Source organism: Arsukibacterium sp. MJ3, assembly GCF_000987765.1.
Lineage (GTDB): Bacteria > Pseudomonadota > Gammaproteobacteria > Enterobacterales > Alteromonadaceae > Alishewanella.
In genome coordinates this window covers 1-565 of sequence record NZ_LAHP01000136.1, presented here as the reverse complement: position 1 = coordinate 565, position 565 = coordinate 1, and the positions used below count along the sequence as shown (strand labels likewise).

At 42.8% G+C, this 565-nt stretch carries 1 pseudogene; it reads left to right on the top strand.

The window, feature by feature from the left end:
• Positions 1 to 278 precede the first annotated feature (278 nt).
• Positions 279 to 565 (top strand): annotated as a pseudogene (locus VT06_RS17170) (lipase); the annotation flags it as partial.

The window sequence follows — 565 nt, the reverse complement described above, 5'->3', positions numbered from 1 at the left end:
CCCGGTAACTAAGATAACTTTATTTGCCAACGCATCTGCTGGCGCCTGATAGTTTTGATAATGCTGCATAATGCCTACTTTAGTGGTTAAAGATGTACCCTAAGTTTACCTGTTTTTGTGCCTTAACTCAGTAACAGATCGGAAACTCTACGAAAATTCTTTAATAATCATTAGCAGAGGTGTATAACTTTCTGTTAACGTCTAATGAACAATCGGCTACACTGTAGTACGTATTGCAGTAGTTTAAGAACTAGAACAATAAGGATTGGGGATACCTCATGAAAAAACTGTTTCTGACATTGGCAATTACCTCAGCATTAGGCTTAACAGCTTGCTTGCCTGATGGTAACGATGCCCCTGTAACTCAAGAAGAAGTACAAATTCCATTCGCACGTGTTGCGTTTGATCCGGGGGCAGGTAATCTTCCTGTGCCGAGCGATATTCTATTAGGTGGTACCACTGATGGCACCTTGAATATCCCCGTTCCTGACGCAGCCGATTTTGGCAACCCGCAGAACGCAATTAATGCGTTAGATGGTTGGTCAACAGCGATGCCGCTTACCTT